We start from the raw sequence: 20,762 nt of genomic DNA on the forward strand, positions 1-20,762 counted from the left end.
TCAGGAAATGGCAACAGGCATCGTGAAGTGGTTCAATGACGCAAAAGGATTTGGCTTTATTACGCCGGACGGCGGTGGGGAAGACCTGTTCGCACACTTCTCGGAAATCCAGTCGAGCGGTTTCAAGTCGCTTCAGGAGAATCAGAAGGTGTCGTTCGAAGTGAAGCAAGGCCCGAAGGGCAAGCAGGCAGCGAACATCCAGCCACAATAAGGTTTTCAGGCGGTGCGGAGGAACAAATGGCCTGTTTGAGGCCATTTTTTTAAGCGGCCGATAGTGGGTAACATAAATGTCGTCGCAACGACGATGCGGCTTGAATCGCCGTGGCATGAGTCCCCCCGCGCGCCGAGACGAGAGTCGACCGTCAATTGTACTAGTGCGTCGCGGTTTGAGGCCCGGCTAGCATCGAAACGGTCTCTTCTAAGACTTGCGCAAATCGGATCTATCGGGTGTTATACGCGATACGCCATGCTTCGAGTTTGGTGTTGATTGTGTCTAGAGAACTGTGCGACGGCATTAGCTCATTCAGAATATCCACAAGTGAGTGGATGCACTGTGAGATCGCAGGCATCAGTGTGATCGGTTTATGGAGATATGCCGTCGCCGGCTTCTTGAAGCTCGCGCCCGCGTTCACCAGCGACGACTGTAAGCGCGTGTGGTCCGTAATCAGTACGTCGGGTGAGGTATGCTGTGCTGCGAGACTTGATAACGCTTGAAATTCCCAGCCGGCGGTAGGCGGGAACAGGCGAATGCACAGGCAATGCGATCGGGGTATTTCAACCACGAATAGCAATTCTGCGTCGGGCGTTCCCGCAAACTTGCCGGGAAACGTGGTGACAAACCATGCCCGACTGTCGTTCCGGAGCAATGACGAGTCCCATTGCGGCGACGCGCCTCGAATCATAACGGCCTCCCAAACTCAAGAGTTCCTCAACGCCGATCTTCGCATCCGTCTGTCACGAGGTGTGGTGCTGCGGGTGCTCGGCGGGGATTGAAAAGACCGCCGCTTGCGGAAAGGCTGCAGCGTCCAAGATCCGGGTTGACCTTACATGCGTGAACCATCTGTTCGTCTGATTTAATACTAGGAAAGATTTGCAATTCCATCGAGCTAGTTTGGCTTTTAGTTTCATGCTTAACGTCCCGATTAATTGAGGTAAAAAATTAAGGAAATTTCTTAATTATAAATATAGTTTGTAGAACGTCGCGCAGCGTTCCGTGAAACTCTCGGATTTGGGCGCAATGTTCATGGCGAGTCTCCCGGTTGGTGACGTCATTCGGCTTAGGCGAGAGCAGAAGGGGCTCAGTCAGGTCGCGCTCGCCGATGCATCGGGTCTGTCGAGCCAATACATTTCGCTGGTAGAACTAGGGCGGAATCCGTCTCTCGACACTCTCTCATCGATTGCAGCGTCATTGGGATGCAAAGTATCTGACCTCGTCCTCGACGCAGAAGCACGTTTGATCCGACAGGAGCATTCCAATGCACGGGATGACTGACTCGTGTCTGGAGGGCTGCGCTGCACCTGCCCATTATTGTGCTGTCGTAACGCGCGAAGGAGCATGGCGCCTACCCGTGGTTACGTATTTTCAATCAGAACTATCGATTGATTTGACGATCAACGTTCAAAATCCGCGGTTTATGGATTCCATTTAATTCAACGTTATATTGCAGCGTAGGGTCCAGTTTTAATTGGTGTACGTCACGGGACCATTCGTATTCTCAAGTGGATCGCCTGAGTTTTACTATCAGCCGATAGTGGTCGTCCCGGGCGTTCTCGCTTTCGAGCACAGTCTTGAACGTAGGGTCGAGTTAGCATCTGAAGTTTTGTTCCACTGTCTCTCCTACCGGCGACAATGGCACTGTTTGGCCCAGTCACGTTGTTTGTCTCCACCTCCTATCTTAGGGCGGTCGACTCGCTCTGCGTAGAGCTCACTCACATGCGCCCGTCTATACTGGACAACGGCGCTTAGGCACGCCTTCAGCCGCGGGGAACAGAATTGTTTGTCCGGGAACGTTCGGACATCAGATGTATTTGTTCTGCCCTGCCTCGGAAGCCGTAACTACGGTGATTGACCCGTGCTGTCACTCCGACGGTTCCCTGGCGGTAAATTTTTCAACGCTTGCCATTGGTGTTTCGCCGACCAAGGAGATATTGAAAAAATCATTAAAAACAACAGGATGTGCATAGGCCAGTTTTATTTGTAGTACCACTTGCGCACAGAAGTTGGCCGTAGATCAGTTCCATATGTCTATTTTTGCCATGTCAGATTTGTTTGTCTCGGATCAGGCCGCATTTGTACGTCACCAGCGCCCTCTCCAGACTTGACACCGACCCTCATCTCTCATGATATATTACATATCAACACATAACCCGTCCCGCTAACCCAGCAGGACGGGCAGCACAGCCCGCTACCGGCGTCGGTCATCCCCCGCCCACGCAGGTCGTACCCACAAGTGGCAGGAATGTTCATCCGTGCGCGCGGCGCGCGCTCAATCCGGGTTCCACCATGTTCGATCCATCGCTGCTTGGCCGGCTGTCCTTCGTTCCTGCCGGTCCGTCCCAGGCGCCGTTAACGCCAGGCCGCAACCGGCTCGGCATCGCAGACGAGCGCGACGCCGTCCTGTTCGTCCCTTCTGGTCTCGACACGCACAAGCCCGTGCCTCTCTTCGTGATGTTCCATGGCGCAGGCGGTTTCCCTGAAAAGGTTCTACCCTTCATCGAAGAACACGCGGAGCGCGACAAGTTTCTGGTCCTCGCGCCGCATTCGCTGTATCCCACGTGGGACATCGTGATCGGTGGCAGTGGACCGGACCTGGAGCGGCTCGATCGCGCGCTCGCCGAGGTGAGCGCACACTACCCGATCGATCTCGCGCGGCTCGCGTTCGCGGGCTTCTCGGACGGCGCGAGCTACGCATTGTCCATCGGCATCACGAACGGCGATATCGCGAGTCATGTGATCGCGTTCTCAGGCGGTTTCATGTCGGTCTTCACGCAGGAAGGCGCGCCTAAAGTCTTCATTGCGCACGGACTGCGCGACGAGCAGTTGCCCATCGAAACCAGCGGCCGCGCGAACGCGGCCAAGCTGAAAGCCGCGGGCTACGACGTGCACTACATCGAATTCAACGGACTTCACGCGATCCAGCCTGCTATCGTCGGCATGGCGATCGAATTCTTTCTCGGCTAACAGGCGCGCTGCGCACAGCCGCGCCGACATCAAACAACGAGTGCGTCCATGGACTTTGAGATTCCAGAATCACTGGTGCATCCTCTGCTTGCGATGATCGAATCGGAATCGCCGCTCGCAAGACAGCTCAATCAGCACGGCGCATGTCACGGCAGCATGGTGGTATCGAGCGCGCTATTCGATTCGCGATCGCTCAATACGCTGTATTCGCTGAGCAAGGCGAACAACGAGCGCGCATTGATGTTCCAGATGCTCGCGCTCGACAACATCTACAACGCGCCGCAAGCGCGCGTCATTCCAGGCCTCGATCAACTCGTGTCGGGTCTCGTTGCATACCTGTCGCGCGATGCGATCGACGGCTGGCTATATAGCCGCGCGAAGGACGGCACGCTGCTGCCGTGGCTGGTGCGCCGCATGCGCGTGGTCGAACCGGATCAGGGCATGCCGTACGTCGTCGTCGATCTGCTCGCGAACACGATGCAGTCCGCGAACTCGGAGCGTACCGAGCATCATCTGCGGCTCTCCGGCATGACGACATCGCTCGTGATCAACCGGCACGACATCGTGAACCGCACGATTCCCGAGCTGCTCGCGGAGTTCGGTTTCTACAAGGAATGCCCTGAATTCAAGCTCGAATACGAGCGGCACGCGCAACGCTTCCTCGAATTCCAGCCGCGCTTCGGCGCGCAGTTCGTCATTTCAAAAGCCGCCTATTCCGTCGATGCAAAAGGCGGCGCCGAGTTGATCCGCATTCCCGAGGGCGTGAGCGCGAAGTGCGTGAACGATGAAGAGACGCTCGAGCGCCGCTTCCAGATGACAGCCGACGCGGAGTTCTGGCGCGGCGTGGACATCGACAGTGGTTTCGACAAGGTGCCGCTGCATGGCTACGTTTGCCTGTTTCATATGGAATGGCACCGCAATATCTGGGTGCATGTGCAGCACATGAGCGCGTATCGCTATCAGCCCGAACTGCGCGACAAGCTGGTTCTGCCCGCGCATCATCGCGATCTGATCGATATCCTGACGTCGAAGACGAATGTGTTCGTGCAGGACTTCGTGCCGGGCAAGTCGGGCGGCACGACGATACTCTGCCAGGGCGCGCCGGGCCTCGGCAAAACATTGACCGCTGAGGTCTATTCGGAAGTGGTTGGCAAGCCGTTGTATCGCGTGCATTCGGGGCAACTCGGGACCACGGCGGCGTCGGTCGGCGCAGCGCTGTCGGGCATCCTGCAGCGCGCGACGCGCTGGAACGCGATCATGCTGCTCGATGAAGCTGACGTGTACATTCGCCGGCGCGACAACGATCTCGAGCACAACGCAATCGTTGCGGAGTTTCTGCGTACGCTGGAGTACTTCAACGGCTTGCTGTTCATGACGACCAACCGGATCGACGATGTCGACGACGCGATCCTGTCGCGCTGCATCGCGAAGATTCACTACGAGACGCCGCCGCGCGCAGACGCGATCCACCTGTGGAAACTGCTTGCGACGCAACTGGGCGCCGATCTCGATGACGCGCTGATCGAAGCGCTCACCGACGCATGGCCGCAATCGAGCGGACGCGACATCAAGGAACTGCTGAAGCTGACCACCCGCTATTGCCGCGCGAAGCAGATCCCGCTTTCGGAGAATGCGTTCAGGGTTTGCGCGCTGTTTCGCGGACATGCGTGAACGGCATGTTCACGACGACGTGTCCATGTCGTCGTCGCGATTGCTCACTGGAGCCGGTGCATTCTGCTGACGCGTTCTGATCAGTTCGTCGAGCATCGGCTTGCCAGCGATGTTCTGCCGATACCACATGTTCATCATCTGTTGGCCGATCATCGGATCGACGCCTGCCTTTGACTTGTGCAGGCTCGCACCGCCTACGTTTTGCGCATGAACGTTGGTCTTCGGCAGTTCGACGCTGCCTCTCGACGGCTCGCCTTGCGCGTTATAGGGCGAATAGGCCCGAGCCGTGGCGTCAAGCAGCGAGTCCATATTCGCATGCGCGCTTTGTTCGCCTACGCCGTGCATCTCGCGCAACGACGTGAACGCGCTGTGCGCGGCGGAATCGGCTTGCGTCGCGTGCTTGTCGTTCGCGGTCTTGAAGCGGTCGTTGGTGAACTGCAGCGTCGGTACATTCCGCTCGCCGATGTTGAAGGCGCCCGGCATATTCGCCGCGCCGCGGCCGAGTACCTTGGCTTCGTCTGCTTGCGTCCGGTTGACGGATGAAATCGACGGTGAGTGGTCGCCAGCCTTTGGTGCCGCCGTTTTCTTGATCAGATCGTCGGGCTTTGCTGCGGCGAGCGCGCCCGTCGGCGATACCGAAGGGTCGCGCAGCGCGGCCCTGCCATGTGTTTCGAGCGCGTCGCTCTTGCCGCCTTGCGTCTGTGCAATACCGCTTCCAGAGATGCCGAAGCGGGTCGCCTCCGTGTGCCAGTCGGCGGGTGCGTGGCTGGTCGCCGCCGCCGTTTTCATCTGCTTCGCGGACGGCGGCATCCCCGGTGGCGGGCTGGATGCGCGGCGCTTGACCCCTGTCGTCGTCGATGGCGTGTTGGGCTGGCTCGTACTGGTAGTCGGCGGCGCAGCGACGTGAGAGGGAGAACTGCTGGTGACTTTGGGCATGACGAATCGACCTCCCGATGACGATCGGAACATTGAGCGTCTGCCAAGTCTGGCTCGAATCGTCGCATCAATTCGAGCGCACGCGCATGGATGTCGCGCGATGCGAAGCGCCCGGTCAGCCGCGCTCGCGCACGGCGATCACCCGGTTCTGTGCGACGGCATAGATCGCTGCGTCGCCTGCGGATCGATTGACGACGAAGCCGCCCGTGAACGCGCCGAACGCGGGCAGCACGCCGTATCGTTCGGCAAAACGGAAGCAGGGCACGCGCACGGCATCCGCACGGCTCGCGATCACATAGACGGGATGCTGATGGCCCGCGAGCACGTACGCGCCGTCGACCGTCTGCGGGTAGTGGCACAGCGCCCACGGTCCATGCAGCCACGGCTCGAATACCGTTTCGACGCCAAGCGACGGCGGCAGCAATCCAGCATGCCGATCGTGATTGCCTTCCACCATCACGACGCGCACACAGGCATGCCGCGCGCGCCATTCGCCGAGCGCACGCATCGTTTCGCTGCCAAGCGATTCACGCCCATGCAGCAGATCGCCGAGAAACACGATCGTCCCGGGCCGATACGCAGCGATCAGCGCATCGAGCCGCGCGAGATCATCCATCGTCGCGCCGGCCGGCACGGGCACGCCATGCGCGCGAAACACGGCGTCCTTGCCGAAATGCGCATCGGCGATGAACAGGGTTTTCAGATGCGGATCGAACGCGGCGCGCTGTGCGGACAGTTGCAGCGGATAACCACCCGCGTCGACGGTCAGTGTGTCGAAGTTCATCGGCGCGCGGCCTTGTCGAGTTCCGCCAGCATCCGTTCGATACGATCCGCGAGCTTCTCGGTGCTGACCTTTTCGCGGATGCGCCCGACGATCAGCGGAAACGCAAACGGCGTCGGCTTTTTCGGGTGCATCAATGCGAGCCGGTTCGCGCGCATGGAATCGAGCGCGCGCCGCATGCGGTCGAGTTCGAGTTCCTGCAACCGCACTTCGCTGTCGGCCTGCGCGAGCAGCAGATTGTCATTGTCGTGCTTGCGGAACACCTCGTAAAAGAGGCCACTCGACGCCTGCAATTGCCGCGCGCTTTTCTGTTGTCCCGGATGAGCCTGATAAACAAGACCCGCAACGCGGGCGATTTCACGAAAACGCCGCATTGCGAGTTCGGATGCGTTGAGGCTGTCCATGATGTCGTCGGCGAGACGTGTCGAAGAAAAGAGCCCTTCGGCAATCAGCGTCGCCCAATCGAATGGTTGCGACGACAACAACTCGAAGCCGTAATCGTTGGCGGAGATGGAGAACGTGCCAGGCTGATGCCGTGCCGCGCGCCAGCCAAGTAACGATGCAAGGCCGATATGTGCGATACGTCCCGCAAACGGATAGCAGAAGAAGTGATGACCTTCGCGCGTGCGCAGCACTTCGGCGACGAGCAGGCCCGACTCCGGCAACGCAGACCAGTTAGCCTGCAGTTCCAGCAAAGGCCGCACCGCAATCATTTCCGGCTCGACATAGACACCGCGTTCGGCCTCGGCCAGCATCGCGAGGGTCGCGTCCGCCAGTTCGGACGACAACGGCATCTTGCTGCCCGCCCACTGCGGCATCGCGCCACGCGCTGACGACGCTTTGCGCACATAGGCCGTCATGTCGCGCACGCGCACCAGTTCGAGCGCGCGGCCGCCGAACGTGAACACGTCGCCGGGCTTGAGCCGCGAAATAAACGATTCTTCCATCGAGCCGATCCGCCCGCCCGCGAGCCACGCAATATGCAGCGTCGCATTGGCGACGATCGTGCCGACGTTGCTGCGGTGTCGCCGGATAAGATCGTCGCGCATCACGCGATACACGCCATCCTCGTCGCGCACCACGCGATGAAAGTCCGGGTAAGCGCGCAGCGACGGTCCGCCGCGCTCCACGAACGCCAGCGCCCAGTCGAATTCCTGCTGCGTCAGATCGTGATAGGCGAAGGTGGTGCGCACTTCGTCGATCAGTTCGGGCGCGGTGAAGCCGCCGCCGATCGCCACCGTGACGAGATGCTGGACGAGCACGTCGAACGGCTTGCGCGGCGTTTCGCGGCCTTCGATGCGTCTTGCTTCGACCGCGCGCCGCGCCGCCGCCGCTTCCACGAGTTCGAGCGCGTGCGTCGGCACGATCGTGATGCGCGACGCGCGGCCAGGCGCGTGCCCCGAGCGCCCCGCGCGCTGCATCAGACGCGCGACGCCTTTCGGCGAGCCGATCTGGAACACACGCTCGACGGGCAGGAAATCGACGCCGAGATCGAGGCTCGACGTGCAGACGACAGCCTTCAGCTTGCCCGTTTTCAGGCCATCCTCGACCCATTCGCGCACTTCCTGCGCGAGCGACCCGTGATGCAGCGCGATCAGTCCGGCCCAGTCGGGCCGCAGCGTCAGCAGCGCCTGATACCAGATCTCCGCCTGCGAGCGCGTATTGGTGAACACGAGCGACGTGCGCGCTTTGTCGATACCATCGGCAACCGGTTCGACTTGCCGCGTGCCGAGATGCCCGCCCCACGGAAAGCGCTCGATCGTATCGGGAATCAGCGTGTCGATGACGAGTGTCTTCGGCTGCATACCGCTCACCGACACGCGCGGCGTCTTCACGGGCGCGAGCAGCACGTCGGCGGCGAAGTTGAGATTGCCGAGCGTCGCGGAGAGTCCCCACACCTGAAGGTCCGCGCGCCATCGGGCGAGATGCGCGAGCGCGAGCTGGGTCTGCGTGCCGCGCTTGTTGCCGAGCAGTTCGTGCCATTCGTCGACGACCACGAGGCGCACATGCTTCAACGCTTCGCGGGCGTCGCTGCGCGTGAGCATCAGCGAGAGGCTTTCGGGCGTCGTGACGAGCGCACTCGGCATGCGCCGGCTCTGGCGCGCGCGTTCTGTCGAGCTGGTGTCGCCCGTACGCAGGCCGATGGTCCACGGCACGGCGAGTTCGTGCGCGGCGCTTTGCAGGGCGCGGGCGGTGTCGGCGGCGAGCGCGCGCATCGGCGTGATCCAAAGCACCGTCAACGGATCGGCGAGTGCGCGAGGCGCGTGATCGCCATATGCGGCCATCGCGCCGAACCAGACGGCCCATGTCTTGCCCGCGCCCGTGGTCGCGTGCAGCAGGCCGCTCGAACCGTCCGCGATCGCGCGCCATACCTCGCGCTGGAACTCGAACGGCCGCCACTCGCGCGCGTCGAACCACTGCTGGACGCGCGTGGCGAAAGGTATCGCGGCTTTGTCAGGGGCGGGCGCGTAGGCGGCGGAGGTGAACGCGTCCGGTGCCGGAGCAGCAGGGGCTTTGGGAATGCGGCGTGGACGAGGCGCGCGGCGGCGCGCCGCCGGACCGGCCGCATCGTCTATGCCCGATGCATCGACGGGATCGCGATCGGAATCAGAACCGGCGTCGGCCGCGGCTCGCACTGCGTTGCGCTCGGGATCGATCGGATCGGTCATAGGGTGACGGAACTCGAGGACGCTCGATGGCGCCCGATGCCAGGCAATAAGCATCGAATAGCATCGCGCATGCCCACGCTGGCAGCCGTAATGAAGCGCGGCCATACCATCATGATGCAGGCTTATTTTCAGCGTAAAATGCGACTGCCGCCGCGATGTACCGGCGTAGTGCCCTTACGTCAGCGATGCATGTCGATCTTAATACGCTTTATCTCCTTCTGATCGGGACTCTCACCGCCAGTGCGCTCATGACGCTCTGGGAGCGGCGCGTCCATCCGAAGCGCAGCAAGGAACTGGGAATCCTCGCGGCGGGCTTCGCCACGCTGGCCATCGGCTGCACGGCGGCTTCCTGGCGTCATACGCTTCCCGGCGCGCTCGGCTCCGCGCTGAGCAATCTCGTCATTGTTTCCGGTTATCTGGTGGTTCTGCACGGCGTGGCTGCGCTGAACGGCCGCAAGTACGTGCGGCTTTCGCTCGCCGTGCTCGTGTTGCTTGCGCTTGCATGGGTCATTGCCGGCGCGAAATGGCAGGACGTGATGTGGATGTATCCGAGCGCGATTCCGATCTCGTTCGCGAGCGGCATGACGGCATTCGAACTCGCGCGCGGCGACGGCAGGAAGCGCTTGCAGGGGCAGCAGATCGCGATGCTGGTAACGGGCACGCATGCCGTCCTGTACGCATTCAGGGCGTTGATCCTGCCGTGGCTCGTCGCGAAATTCGGCTTCGACTTCCTGATGACCGCGAGCAAGATCACGATGTACGAGGGCGTGCTGTATTCCGTCGTTCTCCCCATGACCTTGCTGCGGCTGGTGCGCGACGAATCGCACGTGCAACTGTTGCAGGAATCGCAGACCGATTTCCTGACGGGCCTCGGCAACCGCCGGTGGTTCTTCGAGCAGGGCGCGCGCGTGATCCGCGGCAGCGATGCGTCGCGGCCCGTTGCGCTGCTCGCTATCGACCTCGACCATTTCAAGAAGGTCAACGACCGCTACGGTCACGAAACAGGCGACCGCGTCCTGAAGTCTTTCGCCGATATCGCCCGCAGTGTGCTCGGGCCGCAAGCGCTGCTCGCGCGTATTGGCGGAGAAGAATTCGCGGCCTTGCTGCCCGGCTACGATGCTTTGCAGGCGAAGGAAGCGGGTGAAGCGCTGGTGACCGCTTTTGGCGAGACGACTACCCTTAGCGGCAACGGTCTGGGCATCCAGGCCACGCTGAGCATCGGACTCGTGCAGTCGGAGAGCGCCGCGTCCGTACTCGGCGACCTGCTCGCAACCGCCGATCAGGCGCTGTATCGCGCGAAGTCGCTCGGCGGCAACCGGCTCGAACTGTCGCACGTCGACGCGAGCTCGGCCGCCGCGTAACGGGCGTCTTGCCGTATCACGGTCCCCCCAGTTCCCCGGACAGAAACTCGATCAATGCCGTTATCCGACGATGCGGCGTCGTGGCGGGATAAACCGCAAACAGATCGACGTGCTCCGTGACGTAATCGTCCAGCGCGGTTTCGAGCGTTCCCTCCGCCAGCTCCGCACGGATGTCCCAACGGTTCTTGATGATGACGCCAAGACCCGCCACCGCCCATTCGCGCAGTACGCCGCCGTCGCTGGCCTGACGGTCGCCGGACACCTTCACGTTGATCGGCTTGCCTGCCACGCGAAAGCGCCATGCGGCGAGCGGCGCGCCGGGCCGCGCCAGAATCAGGCAATTGTGGTGCGCGAGGTCGCCGGGCAAGCTGGGCTTGCCGTGAGTACGCCAGTAATCGGGCGACGCACACACCACGCGCTCGCCGCGCACCAGCAGACGCGCGTGCAGGTTCGAATCCGCGAGCGGGCCGTTGCGCAGCGCTACGTCGATATGCTCGTCGATCAGGTCGACGGTGCTGTCGCTCAGCAACAGGCTCATGTGAATGGCGGGATGCAGTGCCTGAAAGCGGTCGAGCAGGGGCCGCAACTGGACGCGGCCGAAGTCGTTGGTCGCCGTCACGCGGATCGGGCCCGTCAGCGGGCCTTCCTGCTTGAGGCCCGCGAGCGTCGAATCCCATTCCGCGATGATGCGCCGCGCGCTGTCCAGCAGCGCCAGGCCTTCGTGCGTGAAGACGAGCCGGCGCGTGGTGCGCGTGATCAGCGTGGCGCCGACTTCCTGCTCGAGCTGGTTCACCGCCAGCGTCACCGACGACGTCGCCACCGTTCGCTGTCTCGCCACAGCGGAAAAGCTGCCGATCTCGGCGACATCGATCAGCAGACGCAGCGCGTCGATCCGGTCCATCTTTTGAGTTACTCGAAAGGTGAATTGGACTGTGCCCGGTTTATCCCGCAGTGGGCCACTCAGTATAGTCGTCGCATGCCCTTCGAGGCGCGGTTCGGTGTGTGAAGCCGTACCTGCCTCGATTCGAATCTATTTGCGTCTAGCTGCAGGAGCCGACATGAAAACCCTCGTCATCATCGCCCATCCCGACATCGAACACTCGCGTGGCAACAAGGCCCTGCGCGATGCCATCGTGCAGGAACCGGACGTCACCGTCCGCGAGCTGTACAAGCTGTATCCCGACTTCAATATCGACGCCGCCCGAGAGCAGCAGTTGATCCGCGAGCACGAGCATATCGTGCTGCAGTTTCCCTTGTACTGGTATAGCTGCCCGCCGCTCCTGAAGAAATGGCTCGACGATGTGATCAACGACACGCTGTTCGGTAGCGCGCCGGAAAAATCGCTGGCGCTCGACGGGCGCACGTTGCAACTGGCCGTTACGATCGGCCGGATCCGTGAGCGCTATTTCCCTGAAGCGAGCGACCACGTATGGGCTGACGATGTGCTGCGGCCATATCTGAAGCCCGAACTCGTCGAACAGCATGGCACGCAGATCGTCGATGCGCTGCTGATGCCGTTCGAGCAATCGGCGCATCTCGCGGGCATGAACTACGGCAAGCCGTTCATCACGTATAACGTGGGGCCGCTGAGCCGGCGCGGATCGATCGGCGAAGAGGAGATGGCGGCGCGCGGCGATCAGTATCGTCAGCTGATCCGCAACCTCGACGAAGTGTCGCAAGAGGTTGCGGCGTGACGCACGCCCAACGCGCTCGATACGCTCAGTGCACGAACAGAAGCGCGGCCGCATAAATCACGAGCGACACAGCGAACGTGACAGCCGTATAGCCCATCACGCGCTGAATGCGGATGCCCGCAATCGCGACAATCGGCACGGCCCAGAACGGTTGCAGCATGTTCGACACGTTCTCGGCCATTGCCACGCCCATCGCGGTGCGCGGCACCGATGCATGCAGGCTGATCGCCGCGGGCAGCACGAACGGCCCTTGCACGGCCCAGTGACCACCCGCGCTCGGCACGAGCAGCGTGATGATCAGCGAGCTCAGATAGCTCCACAGCGGCAACGTAGAAGCCGTAGCGATCGTCACGAATGCTTTGGCAATCATCGACGCGAGGCCCGTGCCTTTCATGATGCCCATGATGCCGCCGTACACCGGGTATTGCAGCAGCATCGAACCCGTTTGACGTGCGGCGCGGCGGATCGCGTTTGCATACGCGATCGGCGTGCGCTGCAGCGCGAGGCCGATCAGCAGGAAGATCAGGATCGTGTTGTTGATGTCGAGATCGAACTTGTTCTCGCGCCATTCCATCGCGAGATAACCGACGCCGAGCGCGAGCAGGAGCAGCGTGCCGAGCATCGAATTTTCGAGGCGCGATGCGAACGTCGGCGTGCCGTCGCCGATGCGTGCGTGCGGGTCGGCGCTGGTGGCGTCGTCGGACGCTTCGCCGGAATCGCGGAACGCGACCACGTTCTCCGCTTTCGGATGCATCTTGATGAAGATCACCGTCATCACGACGACCACCAGCACGGTCGGAATGAACACGAACGGCGCGAAGATCGTATCGGCGAGCGGCACGACGTGGCCCGTCGCTTTCTCGACGAGATTGAGCGCATTGCCATGCGATGCCTGCGACAGTGCGATCGAACTCGACAGCCCGCTATTGCACACCGACCACGCCGAATAGCTGCCCGCGACGAGCCACGCGAAATCGACGTTGACGCGCTTTGCAATTTCGCGCGACAGCAGCGCGCCGACGATCAGACCAAGCCCCCAGTTGAGCCACGCAGCAATCCCGACTACCGGGAACACGAGCAGCGCTGCGCGCGCAGGTGTTTGCGCATGCGCCGCGAGCGCACGCAAGCCGCGCTGAACGACCGGCGCTTCGGCGATCGCGTAACCCGTTGCGAGGATCAGGATCATCTGCAACGCGAACGCGAGAATGCCGAACGTGCCGGTGTACCAGGAGTCGAGTAGCGTCGGCAGGTTGCCCGTCGGCGCGATCAGCAGCGCGAGCACGGCAACGACGAAAGTCAGGCAGATGGACAGCATGAACGGGTCCGGCATGACCCGTTCGAAAACATAGACAAGGCCTTCGACGATTCCGCGCGGCGCGGCAGGCTGAAGGGTGGCGGAGGGGGAGGTGTCTCGCTTCATGGTTCTCGCTCGGTGTGGCGTCGTCCGCCTGTGGGCGGCGCGGACTGAACCGACGCGCGGCGTGTGAGTGCATGTGCATGCACCGCCGGCAAGCTTGACGTCATCCGATTGTCGGGCGACTGTTGGGACAGGATTTCCGGGGTGAAGCTCAGACCTGGACACGGCAAATGGCTGTCATGTCCACGCGTTGCGTGCGATTCGTCTTTTGTGGCAGATGTTCGTTATTCGAACATCGTTTCGTTAAACGAACGTTTCATTATTCGTCCTATGCGCGATGGATGTCAAGGCAGCGCGCGTTCGTTTGATGTGAAAAGCGCCGCAAAAGCGGCGCTTACTTTCATGCTGGTTACGGATGCCTGACGTCGAGCGAACGTTGGCAGCGATTCGCGTCACATCATGCGTGAGCCATCGAGCGATCGACGCGGAACACCGACACCGCGTCTTTCAATGCCACCGTCTGCTCTTCGAGCGCAAGCGCAGCCGCGGACGCCTGCTCGACCAGCGCAGCGTTCTGCTGCGTGACCTGATCCATCTGCGTGATCGCGCGATTCACCTGCTCGATGCCTTCCGATTGTTCTTCCGATGCCGCTGCGATTTCGCCCATCAGATCGCTGACACGGTTCACGGAAGTGAGGATTTCGGCCATCACTTCGCTGGCTTTTCCGACTTGCTGCGCGCCCTGCTCAACGCGGCCGAGCGAATCGGTGATGCGATCCTTGATTTCCTTCGCGGCATTCGCGCTGCGCTGCGCGAGCGAGCGCACTTCACTCGCCACCACTGCGAAGCCGCGCCCTTCGTCGCCGGCGCGTGCGGCTTCCACGGCTGCGTTCAGCGACAGAATGTTGGTCTGGAACGCGATGCCTTCGATCACGTTCGTAATGTCGGCGATCCGGCCCGACAGATCGGACAAACCTTGCATCGTCACCACGACTTCCTTCGCGGCGCGGTTGCCTTGCTCGGTGATCATCGCGGTGCTCATCACGAGTTGCGTGGCCTGCTTCGCGTTGTCGGCGTTCTGGCGCACCGTGCTCGTGAGCTGCTCCATCGACGACGCCGTTTCCTGCAACGCCGCCGCCTGTTCTTCCGTGCGCTGCGACAGATCGGTGTTGCCGCTTGCCATCTGATGCACGCCTGTCGCGATGGTGTCCGTGCCGCCGTAAACCGCGTGCACGATGCCGGCGAGACTGCGCTTCATCTCCTTCATCGATTCGAACAGCTTGCCGATCTCGTTCGTGGATTCATGATGGATCGGCACGGTCAGATCGCCGCGCGCGACATGCTGGAGCACATTGCTCGCTTCCTTGAGCGGCAGCACGACCGTGTGCTCGAGCGTGTAATACACGAGCAGGATCAGTGCGCACGACAACACCAGCAGGCCGATCGCGACACCCATCAGCAGCGATTTGGCGCGTGCCTTTTCATCTTTCAGTTGGTTCGTTTCATCCGCGGCCACGGTGAAGAATGCATCCGCCGATTTGCCGAATGCCGCGCTTGTCTGCGTCATTGGCCCTTCGTTCGTCGCGGCATACGCCTTCACGTCGCCCGCGCTGATTGCGGCGAACGACTGGTCGATCGCGCCGGCGTGCGCATGGAACGTGTCGGCAACCTGTTTTGCCGCGTCCTGCTGGGCCGCGGTTTCCTTCGGGATGTTTTCGAATGCGGCGAACGACTTCTTCGCGAGGTTGTAGTAGGTGGTTGCGGCTGCGACGGCGGCGTCCTTGTCAGCCGGGTTCGTCGACAGCGCGATGAAGGCCCGGCTCAACGCGCTACGGGCTTTCAGGTTGTTGATGTAGACGTCCTTGAGGTCGACCGTTCCGGCGTTGAGCGTACTGATCTGCTCCGACAGGCCGTTGTTCTTCGAGAGGGAGTAGATCCCGAGCAACGCGGTGACGAGGACGAGCATGCCAAACAGCGAGAGAACCGCGATAAAGCCCGTTCGCACGGGCAGATTCTTCAGTTTCATAGTTTTCGTTTTCAAAGTGAGCCACGATGTCGTCCCCACGCGGCCAGGCGCGAGAGCAATGGCCGCAGGACGTTGCTGCGGCTGTGTTAACGGTCACATGAAGGAGAACCTGAAGGTCGCGGAGCGCGGAAAGCGCGATGTCACGCAGTATTCACATTCGCACCGGCATGACTGAGGCGTGTGAGCACGAATGCGCGGCGCAGTTCGAATCCGAGGCGCTCATACAGTCCGATCGCCGTCGTGTTGTGGCTGAAGACGTGGAGAAAAGGCGTTTCGCCGCGCTGTGCGATTTCCTTGCGCAGGATGTTCATCAGCCGGCCTGCGAGGCCTTTGCCGCGCCATTCATCGTCCACGCAGACCGCGCTGATTTCGACAAAGCCGTCGATGCGCATCCGTTCGCCCGCCATCGCGATCAGACGGCCCTGATCGCGAATGCCGATGTAGTTGCCCATCTCGTACGTTCGAGTGCCAAACGGACCTGGCTTGGCTTTTTGCACGAGCGCGAGCATGTCCTGTACGTCGGCGCTATCCAGGCGGATCACGTCCCGAACATCGGGTTGGGCCGTCTCGTCACGTATGTCGACCATCTGATGGATCGTGCCGACCTGAATTGCCTGAAGCGTATCTGTGCCGCTCAATGGTTCGATCGACAGCAACGCGGCCTGGTCATCCGGTTGCAGAAGCTGGCGCAGCGCCTCGTACGCGTCGGGCGTTTCCGAAGCCAAAGCCGCGAATGGCGCGACGTCGCGGTGATAGCGACGCGCGAGCGCATCGCCTTGTCCGAGATGCGCCTGGCGCGTCGTGAGGGCGGTCCAGATCGGGCGGTCGAGAGTGGCGTGGGTCGGACGTTGCGCCGTGTTGCTCATGCTGGCTCCAGCTGCGAGGATTGATCGGATGTCGGCGGCAACACGCGCGCGCGTCGCTGCCGGACAGGATCAATGTAGTCTGGCACGCAGGTTCGGGCTATTGCGGTAAATGACATTTTTGGCGTCATTTGCGCCAGGCCGTCCGCGTGAGCGATGCGTCACTCGGCTGGCCGCGAGCCGAGCAGCAGAATATCCACCAGCCTGCGCGCGCTTTGCTGCCAGTCCGGCGCCGACGCGACATTCGACACCCCGACAAGCGCGCGCAACAGATCCAGTGGATCGAGATCGGCGCGGATGTCGCCGCTTTCGATCGCGCGGCTAACGAGCGAGTTGATCGCGTCCATGATCAGCGCGCCGGAAGACTCGAACAGCTTCGACGGGCCGCCGACGATCGAATTGAGCGCCGGCGCGATGATCTTCTTCGTCGCGATGTAATCGACGAACAGCAGCATCCACGCTCTCAGCGCTTCGGCGGGCGGCATCGTCTCGCTCAGCCGGCGCTCTTCCTTCGCGAGTTTCTCGACTTCGGCGCGGTAGACGCTTTCCAGCAGCGCGTCGCGGGTCGGAAAGTGCCGGTACAGCGTGCCCGGCCCAACGCCCGCCTGACGGGCGACTTCTTCGAGACTGATATCGGCGCCTTCGCGGGTGAACGCCTTTTTCGCCTCGTCGAGAATGCGCTCGCGATTGCGCGCTGCATCGGCTCTGGGCTTCCGTTCTTTGGGCGTCGGGTGATTCATTTATACCTTTGTCTTATCGATTGGTGCTTGCAAGCGGAGGCTGTCTCCGTTTAGGATATAAAAACGGAGAGGGACTCCGTTTTATCCCTCGTGAGGCGAAACGTCAACCTTACTGCAAACAGAGAGGCGGAAATGGCTGAACAATTTGGTGCAACTTCGACGACAGATGAGGTGCTCGCGGGCGTCGATCTGCGCGGCAAGCGGATTCTCGTAACAGGCGTGTCAGCGGGACTCGGTGTGGAGACGGCGCGCTCGCTGGCCGCGCATGGCGCGAGCGTGGTCGGCGCGGCGCGGGATCTGGACAAGGCGGCGCGGGCAGTCGAGGCCGCACGCCGCGACGCGGCTGCGGGCGGCGGCGGCATCGATCTGGTTGCGCTCGATCTCGCGAGTCTTGCGAGCGTGCGCGCGTGTGCCGACAGGTTGCTGGACGAAGGCAAGCCGTTCGACATCGTCATCGCGAATGCGGGCGTCATGGCGACACCGTTCGGCAAGACCGTGGATGGTTTCGAAACGCAGTTCGGCACAAACCATATCGGGCATTTCGTGTTCGTGAACCGGATCGCGTCGCTGTTGCAATCTGGTGGACGCGTGGTTGCGCTGGCGTCGTCGGGACATCGCTTTGCGAACGTCGATCTCGACGATCCGAACTTCGAGCGCACGGCGTACGATCCGTTCGTCGCATACGGACGCTCGAAGACGGCCAACATCCTGTTCGCAGTCGCGTTCGACAAACGCCATCAGTCGCGTGGCGTGCGCGCAGCGGCCGTGCATCCGGGCGGCATTCACACCGAACTGGCGCGTCATATGGACGAAGGGCAGATGGCGGGGCTGCTCGACACAATCAACAGTCAGCTGGCGTCCGAAGGCAAGCCGCCGTTCGAGTTCAAGAGCGTGCCGCAGGGCGCGGCGACTTCGGTGTGGGTGGCCGCGAAGGCATCGGCACAAGAGATTGGCGGCCGCTACTGCGAAAACTGCCACGTGAGCGAAGTTGTCGCCGACGACGTCGTCATTACGCCCATCAGCGAAGGCGTCCGGCAGTACGCGCTCGACCCGGCAAATGCCGAGGCACTGTGGCGCAAGACGGAAGAATGGGTCGGCGAATCGTTCTGACGCGCAACGCAATCAGATTGCGGGCGCAACCAGTTCGAATGACCATGCGCCCACATGTTCACGCGATGACCTGATCGACACGCTCTTCGTTCAACAACGAAATGCTGGCTATCGCAGCCGGCATTTCGCATTTTGGCGTCAGCCGGTAACCGCGTCCCGGTATGTTCTGGATCAGGCGCCTGTCTTCGCCCAGTGCCTTTCGTAACGCGCACACTTGCACGCGTATGTTCGATTCCTCGACGACGGTATCGGGCCACACCTTGCGAAGAATGGTTTCAATCGACACTACCTGGCCGCGCGCCGCCATCAGCACGGCAAGAATGTCGAATGCGCGGCTGCCCACCGGCACGGAAAGCCCGCGTACCTGAATCTCACGGGTCGACAGATCGACGTCGATGCTACTGACCTTCATGTTCGTTTCTCACGATCGTTTCTCACGAGCAGGCAAATGCTTCTGGAATGATCCGCATCAGTTCAGAAAGCGCGATGGCCGCAGGCACGAGCCACATATCGTCGTGTCGAAACGGCCTCATGGATGATGAAACCGCAAGTGGTCCAGCGAGTCGATAGCACGTACGTATCGGTCACTATACTTTGGTATTAGCACGTGTCCGTTCCTTTGTCGCGGCTACGGGCAGCGACTATATTGCACTTGCCACTTTAAGTGGATCGTCCCGTCCAATCGGCAAGTACACAGTTCTTTCATCATGCGAGTGCGACAATGAAGATTCTGATGGTGTTGACGTCTCACGATCAACTCGGCAATACCGGGAAGAAAACGGGTTTCTGGTTAGAAGAATTTGCGGCACCGTATTTCACGTTTCTCGATGCCGGCGCGACCATAACAGTCAGCTCACCTAAGGGTGGACAACCGCCGCTCGATCCGAAGAGCGACACACCCGAAGGAAAAACCGAGCTGACGGAGCGTTTCAAGAACGATCCCGCTGCGCAGAAGGTGCTCGCCACCACGGTGAAGCTCGATAGCGTCAAGGCAGATGACTACGACGCGGTGTTCTATCCCGGCGGGCATGGCCCGATGTGGGATCTGGCGGAAGACCCGCTATCCATTGCGCTGATCGAAAACTTCTACAACTCGGGCAAGCCCGTTGCCGCCGTGTGTCACGCGCCCGGCGTGCTGCGTCATGTGAAGGTGAATGGCGAACCGCTCGTCAAGGGCAAGCGCGTGACAGGGTTCACGAACTCCGAAGAAGAAGCAGTCCAGCTCACGAAGGTCGTGCCGTTTCTCGTCGAAGACGAACTGAAGCGGCTTGGCGGGCTGTTCGAGAAAGTCGATGACTGGCAGAGCTTTTCGATCATCGATGGCCGGCTCGTCACGGGGCAGAATCCCGCATCGTCGACTGCGGGCGCACGCGATCTGCTCAAGGTGCTCAAACAACTGCAATAAAGCTCACGCGCATTCACTCATCGAATCTGGCCGCCCCGGAGATTGATATGACCAACGCCAGCACGAACCAGCAGTTTCGCATTGAACGACGCAGCCAGGCCTACTGGCGCGTCATTATCGATAACCCGCCGTTCAATATTTACGGACCGGAGTCGATGCCGCAACTGAACGCCGTCGTATCGGCGCTCGAAACCGATCCTGACGTGAAGGTGGCGGTATTCGAAAGCGCGGTACCGGGCTTTTTCCTCACACATTACGACTTCATTCCGCCATTGCAGGAGACCACCAGCATGCCGCCGGGGCCGACGGGCATGCCGCCGCTGCCGGACATGCTGGCGCGGCTTGGGCGCGCGCCCGTCGTGTCGATCGCGTCGATCCGCGGGCGCGCGACGGGCGTCGGCAGCGAACTGGCGCTTGCCAGCGACATGCGCTTCGCCAGCCGCGAAAAAGCGCTGCTGTCGCAGTGGGAAGTGGGCGCCGCGCTGGTGCCGGGCGGCGGCCCGATGAACCGTCTGTCGCGTCTGGTCGGACGCGGCCGCGCATTGGAAGTGCTGTTGAGCGGCAGCGACATCGACGGCGAACTGGCCGAGCGCTACGGCTATGTCAACCGCGCCTTCGCGGACAGCGAACTCGATGCCTTCGTCGACGGACTTGCAACGCGGATCGCGTCATTCGACAAGGAGGCGATCGTCGCGATCAAGCGTCAGGTGAATGCCGTGACCTTGCCGGCAGACAAGGACGTCGCGCCCGAATGGGATGCGTTCATTGCGTCGGTGGGCCGCCCGCAGGCGCAGGAGAAGATCGCGCAGCTCATGCAACTCGGGCTGCAGAAGAATCACGATGTGGAAGCACGGCTTGGCTACTACACAGGCACGCTGGGACACTAGCCTCGCACGAGGTTCCCGAGAGAGACGATGGTTGCGCGCAGCACGTTGCAGTGACAACCGTCGTTTCCAGCGGCACGGCCC

18 protein-coding genes are annotated in these 20,762 nt (G+C 61.5%); 9 read left to right on the forward strand and 9 right to left on the reverse strand.

Annotated features, from left to right (window positions below; genetic code table 11):
* The first annotated feature begins 7 nt into the window (after positions 1-7).
* The 3 genes from G3O01_RS00555 (at position 8) to G3O01_RS00570 (ending at position 4,852) form a co-directional block, all read left to right on the forward strand.
* Positions 8-211, forward strand: a complete 204-nt coding sequence (locus G3O01_RS00555; protein WP_152765322.1) for a cold-shock protein — start codon at positions 8-10, stop codon at positions 209-211.
* Positions 212-2,503: 2,292 nt separating this feature from the next.
* Positions 2,504-3,181 (forward strand): esterase, encoded by a 678-nt coding sequence (locus tag G3O01_RS00565; RefSeq protein WP_205802492.1) that lies wholly within the window; start codon positions 2,504-2,506, stop codon positions 3,179-3,181.
* A 48-nt stretch (positions 3,182-3,229) separates the two neighbouring features.
* Positions 3,230-4,852, forward strand: a complete 1,623-nt coding sequence (locus tag G3O01_RS00570; protein WP_205802493.1) for an ATP-binding protein — start codon at positions 3,230-3,232, stop codon at positions 4,850-4,852.
* Between the two features lie 9 nt (positions 4,853-4,861).
* Here G3O01_RS00570 and G3O01_RS00575 read toward each other — a convergent pair whose 3' ends face one another.
* The 3 genes from G3O01_RS00575 to G3O01_RS00585 form a co-directional block, all read right to left on the reverse strand.
* On the reverse strand, positions 4,862-5,788 hold the full coding sequence (locus G3O01_RS00575) for a hypothetical protein (RefSeq protein WP_205802494.1): 927 nt from the start codon (positions 5,786-5,788) through the stop codon (positions 4,862-4,864).
* 115 nt (positions 5,789-5,903) lie between these two features.
* On the reverse strand, positions 5,904-6,572 hold the full coding sequence (pdeM, locus tag G3O01_RS00580; RefSeq protein WP_205802495.1) for a ligase-associated DNA damage response endonuclease PdeM: 669 nt from the start codon (positions 6,570-6,572) through the stop codon (positions 5,904-5,906).
* Entirely contained in the window at positions 6,569-9,238 is a 2,670-nt protein-coding gene (locus G3O01_RS00585; protein WP_205802496.1) for a ligase-associated DNA damage response DEXH box helicase, read from the reverse strand. Before G3O01_RS00585 ends, pdeM begins: the two co-directional genes overlap by 4 nt.
* A 185-nt stretch (positions 9,239-9,423) precedes the next feature.
* Here G3O01_RS00585 and G3O01_RS00590 point away from each other — a divergent pair, with 185 nt between their 5' ends.
* Positions 9,424-10,599: a GGDEF domain-containing protein gene (locus G3O01_RS00590; protein ID WP_205802497.1), complete on the forward strand. Its 1,176-nt coding sequence runs from the start codon at positions 9,424-9,426 to the stop codon at positions 10,597-10,599.
* A 16-nt stretch (positions 10,600-10,615) separates the two neighbouring features.
* Here G3O01_RS00590 and G3O01_RS00595 read toward each other — a convergent pair whose 3' ends face one another.
* A complete protein-coding gene (locus G3O01_RS00595; protein ID WP_205802498.1) occupies positions 10,616-11,500 on the reverse strand; it encodes a LysR family transcriptional regulator in 885 nt (294 codons plus the stop codon).
* 157 nt (positions 11,501-11,657) lie between these two features.
* On the opposite strand from G3O01_RS00595, the gene G3O01_RS00600 reads away from it, so the two are divergent.
* A complete protein-coding gene (locus tag G3O01_RS00600; RefSeq protein WP_205802499.1) occupies positions 11,658-12,293 on the forward strand; it encodes an NAD(P)H-dependent oxidoreductase in 636 nt (211 codons plus the stop codon).
* 25 nt (positions 12,294-12,318) lie between these two features.
* On the opposite strand, the gene G3O01_RS00605 is transcribed toward G3O01_RS00600, so the two are convergent.
* Positions 12,319-13,713 carry a TIGR00366 family protein gene (locus G3O01_RS00605; protein WP_205802500.1) on the reverse strand — a complete coding sequence of 465 codons (1,395 nt, stop codon included), beginning with the start codon at positions 13,711-13,713 and terminating at the stop codon, positions 12,319-12,321.
* Positions 13,714-13,854: 141 nt separating this feature from the next.
* Between G3O01_RS00605 and G3O01_RS00610 the strand changes: the two genes are divergently transcribed.
* Positions 13,855-14,073 carry a hypothetical protein gene (locus G3O01_RS00610; protein ID WP_205802501.1) on the forward strand — a complete coding sequence of 73 codons (219 nt, stop codon included), beginning with the start codon at positions 13,855-13,857 and terminating at the stop codon, positions 14,071-14,073.
* A gap of 34 nt (positions 14,074-14,107) precedes the next feature.
* Here the strand turns inward: G3O01_RS00610 and G3O01_RS00615 are convergent, their stop codons facing one another.
* From G3O01_RS00615 to G3O01_RS00625, 3 genes are all read right to left on the reverse strand, one after another.
* On the reverse strand, positions 14,108-15,676 hold the full coding sequence (locus tag G3O01_RS00615; protein WP_205802502.1) for a methyl-accepting chemotaxis protein: 1,569 nt from the start codon (positions 15,674-15,676) through the stop codon (positions 14,108-14,110).
* A 140-nt stretch (positions 15,677-15,816) separates the two neighbouring features.
* Positions 15,817-16,542 (reverse strand): GNAT family N-acetyltransferase, encoded by a 726-nt coding sequence (locus G3O01_RS00620; protein WP_205802503.1) that lies wholly within the window; start codon positions 16,540-16,542, stop codon positions 15,817-15,819.
* Positions 16,543-16,700: 158 nt separating this feature from the next.
* Positions 16,701-17,279, reverse strand: coding sequence for a TetR/AcrR family transcriptional regulator (locus G3O01_RS00625; protein ID WP_205802504.1), 579 nt, complete (start codon positions 17,277-17,279; stop codon positions 16,701-16,703).
* Positions 17,280-17,411: 132 nt separating this feature from the next.
* On the opposite strand from G3O01_RS00625, the gene G3O01_RS00630 reads away from it, so the two are divergent.
* On the forward strand, positions 17,412-18,389 hold the full coding sequence (locus tag G3O01_RS00630; RefSeq protein ID WP_205802505.1) for an SDR family NAD(P)-dependent oxidoreductase: 978 nt from the start codon (positions 17,412-17,414) through the stop codon (positions 18,387-18,389).
* Positions 18,390-18,447: 58 nt separating this feature from the next.
* Here G3O01_RS00630 and G3O01_RS00635 read toward each other — a convergent pair whose 3' ends face one another.
* A complete protein-coding gene (locus G3O01_RS00635; protein WP_205802506.1) occupies positions 18,448-18,801 on the reverse strand; it encodes a winged helix-turn-helix domain-containing protein in 354 nt (117 codons plus the stop codon).
* A 309-nt stretch (positions 18,802-19,110) separates the two neighbouring features.
* Here G3O01_RS00635 and G3O01_RS00640 point away from each other — a divergent pair, with 309 nt between their 5' ends.
* Together G3O01_RS00640 and G3O01_RS00645 are read left to right on the forward strand one after the other, a co-directional pair.
* On the forward strand, positions 19,111-19,794 hold the full coding sequence (locus G3O01_RS00640) for a type 1 glutamine amidotransferase domain-containing protein (protein WP_205802507.1): 684 nt from the start codon (positions 19,111-19,113) through the stop codon (positions 19,792-19,794).
* Positions 19,795-19,841: 47 nt separating this feature from the next.
* Entirely contained in the window at positions 19,842-20,681 is an 840-nt protein-coding gene (locus tag G3O01_RS00645) for an enoyl-CoA hydratase/isomerase family protein (protein WP_205802508.1), read from the forward strand.
* The last annotated feature ends 81 nt before the right edge of the window (positions 20,682-20,762 follow it).

Origin of the sequence: Burkholderia sp. Ac-20365 (assembly GCF_017104715.1) — a bacterium.
Taxonomy (GTDB): Bacteria; Pseudomonadota; Gammaproteobacteria; order Burkholderiales; family Burkholderiaceae; genus Paraburkholderia.

Bases quoted from the DNA above. Each gene is read 5' to 3' on its own strand.
- G3O01_RS00555 (WP_152765322.1), top strand. From the start codon at position 8: ATGGCAACAGGCATCGTGAAGTGGTTCAATGACGCAAAAGGATTTGGC.
- G3O01_RS00565 (WP_205802492.1), top strand. From the start codon at position 2,504: ATGTTCGATCCATCGCTGCTTGGCCGGCTGTCCTTCGTTCCTGCCGGT.
- G3O01_RS00570 (WP_205802493.1), top strand. From the start codon at position 3,230: ATGGACTTTGAGATTCCAGAATCACTGGTGCATCCTCTGCTTGCGATG.
- G3O01_RS00575 (WP_205802494.1), bottom strand. From the start codon at position 5,788: ATGCCCAAAGTCACCAGCAGTTCTCCCTCTCACGTCGCTGCGCCGCCG.
- pdeM (WP_205802495.1), bottom strand. From the start codon at position 6,572: ATGAACTTCGACACACTGACCGTCGACGCGGGTGGTTATCCGCTGCAA.
- G3O01_RS00585 (WP_205802496.1), bottom strand. From the start codon at position 9,238: ATGACCGATCCGATCGATCCCGAGCGCAACGCAGTGCGAGCCGCGGCC.
- G3O01_RS00590 (WP_205802497.1), top strand. From the start codon at position 9,424: ATGCATGTCGATCTTAATACGCTTTATCTCCTTCTGATCGGGACTCTC.
- G3O01_RS00595 (WP_205802498.1), bottom strand. From the start codon at position 11,500: ATGGACCGGATCGACGCGCTGCGTCTGCTGATCGATGTCGCCGAGATC.
- G3O01_RS00600 (WP_205802499.1), top strand. From the start codon at position 11,658: ATGAAAACCCTCGTCATCATCGCCCATCCCGACATCGAACACTCGCGT.
- G3O01_RS00605 (WP_205802500.1), bottom strand. From the start codon at position 13,713: ATGAAGCGAGACACCTCCCCCTCCGCCACCCTTCAGCCTGCCGCGCCG.
- G3O01_RS00615 (WP_205802502.1), bottom strand. From the start codon at position 15,676: ATGAAACTGAAGAATCTGCCCGTGCGAACGGGCTTTATCGCGGTTCTC.
- G3O01_RS00620 (WP_205802503.1), bottom strand. From the start codon at position 16,542: ATGAGCAACACGGCGCAACGTCCGACCCACGCCACTCTCGACCGCCCG.
- G3O01_RS00625 (WP_205802504.1), bottom strand. From the start codon at position 17,279: ATGAATCACCCGACGCCCAAAGAACGGAAGCCCAGAGCCGATGCAGCG.
- G3O01_RS00630 (WP_205802505.1), top strand. From the start codon at position 17,412: ATGGCTGAACAATTTGGTGCAACTTCGACGACAGATGAGGTGCTCGCG.
- G3O01_RS00635 (WP_205802506.1), bottom strand. From the start codon at position 18,801: ATGAAGGTCAGTAGCATCGACGTCGATCTGTCGACCCGTGAGATTCAG.
- G3O01_RS00640 (WP_205802507.1), top strand. From the start codon at position 19,111: ATGAAGATTCTGATGGTGTTGACGTCTCACGATCAACTCGGCAATACC.
- G3O01_RS00645 (WP_205802508.1), top strand. From the start codon at position 19,842: ATGACCAACGCCAGCACGAACCAGCAGTTTCGCATTGAACGACGCAGC.